This window comes from Roseobacter sp. (assembly GCF_024639605.1).
Classification (GTDB): Bacteria; Pseudomonadota; Alphaproteobacteria; order Rhodobacterales; family Rhodobacteraceae; genus Roseobacter.
Genome location: NZ_JAHEHZ010000037.1, coordinates 23,356 through 27,487, shown reverse-complemented (window position 1 = coordinate 27,487; position 4,132 = coordinate 23,356). Strand labels below are relative to the sequence as shown.

The 4,132-nt window shown below is 61.2% G+C and carries 4 protein-coding genes; all 4 read right to left on the bottom strand.

The window, feature by feature from the left end; all coding sequences use genetic code 11:
- Positions 1-478, bottom strand: a 478-nt coding sequence (locus Q0M35_RS07045) for an enoyl-CoA hydratase-related protein (protein WP_295313578.1), incomplete at its 3' end; no start/stop codon positions are given.
- Between the two features lie 13 nt (positions 479-491).
- Positions 492-2,519 carry an acetate--CoA ligase family protein gene (locus Q0M35_RS07040; protein ID WP_366519648.1) on the bottom strand — a complete coding sequence of 676 codons (2,028 nt, stop codon included), beginning with the start codon at positions 2,517-2,519 and terminating at the stop codon, positions 492-494.
- Between the two features lie 51 nt (positions 2,520-2,570).
- Positions 2,571-3,734 (bottom strand): acyl-CoA dehydrogenase family protein, encoded by a 1,164-nt coding sequence (locus tag Q0M35_RS07035; protein ID WP_295313575.1) that lies wholly within the window; start codon positions 3,732-3,734, stop codon positions 2,571-2,573.
- 113 nt (positions 3,735-3,847) lie between these two features.
- Positions 3,848-4,132 (bottom strand): sterol desaturase family protein (locus tag Q0M35_RS07030; RefSeq protein ID WP_366519647.1); only part of this gene is annotated, 285 nt, incomplete at its 5' end.

The following is a 4,132-nucleotide window of genomic DNA, read 5'->3' as shown; positions in this document are numbered from 1 at the left end:
CTGTCAGCAGCAGCTCCATGGCGATGTGATAGGGAATGCGTTTGGGCAGCTTGACCGAGGCGGCGTCCGCGACGGTGCCTGACCGTATTTCCGGCAACGCAAACTGCGCGTGCTCTGCGGCAATGATGATGTCGGCACTCAGTGCGAGCTCAAGCCCGCCACCGCAGGCAATGCCGTTGACCGCAGCAATGACAGGCTTGTTCATGCCGCGTAGTTCCTGCAGCCCGCCAAAACCGCCAACCCCGTAATCCCCGTCCACCGCATCGCCTTCTGCCGCGGCTTTCAGGTCCCAGCCCGGACAGAAGAATTTGCCGCCGGCACCGGTGATGATCGCCACCCTCAGATCAGGATCATCGCGGAATGCCGCAAAAACCTCACCCATGCGGCGCGATGTCAGCAGATCAATAGCATTTGCTTTGGGCCGGTCGAGCGTCACCTCGAATACGGCTCCTCTGGTTTCGGTTCTGATCGGATCCATGGGTATTCTCCTGTTACTCCGCCGCCGGGCCCATAACAACGAGGGCATCGACAGCAACCGCATCCCCTGGCGTTGCGATCAGCGGGTTGATCTCAGCTTCGCTGATGCGGTCCGACAGCGCAATCACACAGTCCTGTAGCGCCATGACCGCATCGAGGATCGCCTCCATATCCGCAGCGGACCGCCCGCGGTACCCCTGCAGCACCGGAGCGCAGCGCAGCGTGGCGATGGCGTTCTGCACAGCGTCGCGCCGCGCTGGCACCAGAAGCGACACCCTGTCGTTCAGAAGCGTCGCAGTCACGCCCCCGGCAGCAACCGAGAGGATAAACCCGTGTGCCGGGTCCCGCACCACGCCGATAAGCAGTTCCGCAACCGCCCCGGTCACCATTTCCTCCACGAGAAAGCGCTGCGCCTGCATCCCGTCCGCCGCGGCTGCCAGCTCTGCATGGCTCAGCCCGGTCACAACACCACCGCTGTCCGATTTATGCGCCATGCCTTCCGCCTTCAGAACCAGCGGCGCGCACAGCCCGGCGGCCCGGTCGGCAATTTCATGCGCCGCAAGTCCGCCGGCGTATCCGGGTACGTGCAGACCATATTCTGCAAGCAGCGCCTTGGCCTCTGCTTCGGTGAGGGTAGCGACGGCGCACCCCGGCCCCGGTGGCAACGGGGGTGCCGTTTCGGGTGCCCGCAGAACTACTGCAGCCTCCGCCGCGGCAATCGCCTCCGAGATACCATAAAGCGGGATGACGCCACCCGCCACCAGCTCGCGCGCCACATCAGACGGCATCAGTTCAGGTAAGGTGGCGACGACACCTACCGGGCATACCCCGTCTGCCGCGACTGCAATCGCGGCTTCTGTGGCGCTGCGCCACTCGCCGGGATCGGTATGCGGATAGTCCAGAACAATGAGCAAAAGGCCCGTGTCAGGTGATGCCATCGGACGCCATGCAGCCGCCATTTTCGCCGCGTCACCCCAGATATAGGTATTGTAATCCAGCGGGTTGGAAAGTGCGACCATGGGTCCGAGCGCTGCGGCAAGTTCTTTTTTCTGTTCGGCCGTGAGTGGCGGATACATGACCGACCGACCGACCACCGCATCTGCCATCAGACTTGCCTCGCCCCCGGAACAACTGATCGAAGCAAGTGACGGCGAACGCAACGGCCCCACCATATGCAACAGCTTCAGCGCTTCCAGAAACGACGGCAGATCGCGCAGCCGGGGAACACCCAGATGGCGCAGCAATGCATCCGCTCCAACGTCACTGCCCGCAATCGAGGCGGTATGAGACACCGTTGCTGCCTGTGCCTGCTCGGAAGCACCGGCTTTCAGCGCCACAAGCGGCACGCCCCGGGTCTTTGCTTTTACCGCCAGACGGTGCCAGGCCCCGGTCTCGCCAAATCCCTCGATGTGAAGACCGATCGCAGTGATCCTCGGATCATCCAGCAGCGCCATCGCAATTGCGGCCTGCGTTGTCTGTGCCATGTTCCCGCAGGCCACAACGAATGCCACCGGAACCTGACGCTGCTGCATCGTCAGATTAATCGCGATATTCGAACTTTGCGTCAGCAGCGCCACGCCGCGGGTCACCGGCTTACATCCGTGCTGATCCGGCCAGAGAAGGACACCATCAAGCGCATTGATGAACCCGTAACAGTTGGGCCCCAGTACCGGCATCTCTCCGGCGGCGGCAACCAGCCTTCGCTGCAAATCACCTGCAGCAGGATCCTCTGCCCGCGCCTCCGAAAACCCGGAGGCAAAACACACCGCGCCACCGGCCCCCATTGCTGCGAGCGCTGCGGCAACCTCAGGCGTCTGATGCCGGTTGACTCCGATAAAGGCTGCATCCGGCACGCCCGGCAGATCCGTAAGCGCCGGCACCGCCGCAATGCCTTCAACCTCATCGGCACGCGGATGCACCCGCCAGATCTGCCCGGGAAACCCCATGATCTGCAACTGCCGCACGACCTGCCGGCACCACGTACCACCGCCGATAACCACAACAGATTCAGGGCGCAGCAATCTCGTCAGACTACCGGACACAACCGCCCCCCTTCTCTGGCTCGAAAATATCCCCGCCGGAGGCATAAAAACTCATGCACCCAGCGCCCGCAGCAGATCACGGCTGATGATGTGTCGCTGGATCTCCGAGGTTCCGTCCCAGATGCGCTCCACCCGCGCATCGCGCCAGAACCGTTCCAGCGGATAATCATCCATCAAACCCATACCCCCGTGGATCTGGATGGCGGCATCCGTCACCCGGGCAAGCATCTCGGAGGCGAAAAGCTTGGCCGAGGCAATCTCGCGATTCGCCGACAGGCCCTGGTCCAGACGATCGGCCGCCGCCAAAGTCAGCAGATCAGCGCCATCGATTTCGGTAATCATATCGGCAAGCTGAAAACTCACTCCCTGAAATTTCCCGATCTTCTGGCCGAACTGTTCGCGTTCAGCGGCGTAATTCACTGCATAATCAAAGACACGGCGCGCGCGCCCGACACTCATCGCGGCCACGGTGATGCGGGTTGCGTAAAGCCAGGTGTTCATCACCTCAAAGCCACCATCGACCTCGCCCAGCACCTGCGCGTCCGGCAGGCGGCAGTCGTCAAAATCGAGGATCATGTTTTTGTAGCCACGGTGGCTGACCGATTTATACCCGTCACGAATGGTGAAACCCGGGGTGCCGCGGTCCACCAGAAAGGCTGTGATGCGCTTTTTCGGACCCTTTGACGTCTGATCCTCTCCGGTTGCGATAAAGACGATAACAAAATCTGCGTGCTCAGCCCCGGAGATGAAATGCTTGGTGCCGTTGACGACCCAGTCCCCTCCGTCACGTACCGCAGCACATTTCATCCCTCGCACGTCTGATCCGGCACCGGGTTCGGTCATCGCCAGCGCATCCATCCGCTCGCCGCGCACGGCGGGCATCAGGTACCGCTCCACCTGATCTCCGGTGCAGGCCATCAGAATGTTCTGCGGCCGTCCGAAGAAATGCGTCAGCGCCATGGAGCCACGTCCCAGTTCGCGCTCCACCAGCGCAAACTCCAGATGGTTCAGCCCGGCACATCCGACGCTCTCGGGAAAGTTGCAGGCATAAAACCCAATCTCGAGCGTCTTTCGTTTTATCTCCTGCGCGATCTCGCCGGGAACCTCGCCCGTTCTCTCAATCAGCGCCTCATGCGGGTAGATTTCTTTTTCGACAAAACTGCGGACGGTCTCCGCAATCATAAGGTGCTCGTCGGTCAGTCCGTAGGTTGTCATGTGTCATGCCATCTCAAAGCTGTATCAGGAACGTAAGACTACATTTCCCGGCTAGCCCGGACGGCGCGTGCTCGTCCAGCATTTGAGATCATCGATAACAAACCCGGCCTGCATCAGGTGTACATCTGCTTTTTGCGGGCCCTTGTCTCGTCAGTGGCTGCCGCCGAGCCATCGTGATAGCTGCCGAACCAGCGGTCCCAGGGCATCTCCACCGTGCCGTAATTGCACTCGAAATACCGGTGATGCAGCTGATGAAAAAACACACCCGCCTTCAGCTGACGCTTATCCGCCACAACGATTTCCTCAAAGCCCGAATGCGAAAAGACCGGATGCGTTGATTGCACATAGCCGTGAAACAGCACGTGCAGCGGATGGCCGGGCAGCACGAAATGGATCAG